This is a genomic window from Paenibacillus barengoltzii G22, assembly GCF_000403375.2.
Taxonomy (GTDB): domain Bacteria; phylum Bacillota; class Bacilli; order Paenibacillales; family Paenibacillaceae; genus Fontibacillus; species Fontibacillus barengoltzii.
The window spans coordinates 461,675-462,233 of the sequence record NZ_KE159654.1 but is presented as its reverse complement, the minus strand read 5'-3'; the positions used below and the strand labels follow the sequence as shown (position 1 = coordinate 462,233).

The window sequence follows — 559 nt, the reverse complement described above, 5'->3', positions numbered from 1 at the left end:
GCACCTCATGTAGGTGCGTGGATTGAAATTGCCTGCGTCATTTTCTTTGGCTTAGGTTCCGGCGTCGCACCTCATGTAGGTGCGTGGATTGAAATACGCAGGTTCCGCTTGTCGTTTGGACCCTTTACGTCGCACCTTACATAGGTGCGTGGATTGAAATGATAACGTACTGTAATTCTTCTGATGCTGATTTTCGTCGCACCTTACATAGGTGCGTGGATTGAAATTGCTCTCACGCCTAACACCCCTTTGCACTGATTGTCGCACCTTACATAGGTGCGTGGATTGAAATGCTTATTATTATAGATAAAACAAACAAGCGTGAACGGAGTCGCACCTTACATAGGTGCGTGGATTGAAATTTCTTTTTTGCCACGTTTACGTGCCCCCATTTCTTCGTCGCACCTTACATAGGTGCGTGGATTGAAATCGTAATTCCGCCATATCTGGGGTCGTGCGTGTCCGTCGCACCTCATGTAGGTGCGTGGATTGAAATCAACGTGGCGGCTTCCTCTTCTCGCCGCGATTCCGTCGCACCTCATGTAGGTGCGTGGATTGA

General features: G+C 48.7%; 1 CRISPR repeat array.

What is annotated here, in order from left to right:
• Positions 1 to 63: 63 nt before the first annotated feature.
• Positions 64 to 496: direct repeats of the CRISPR family, unit length 32 nt; unit sequence GTCGCACCTTACATAGGTGCGTGGATTGAAAT.
• Positions 497 to 559 lie beyond the last annotated feature (63 nt).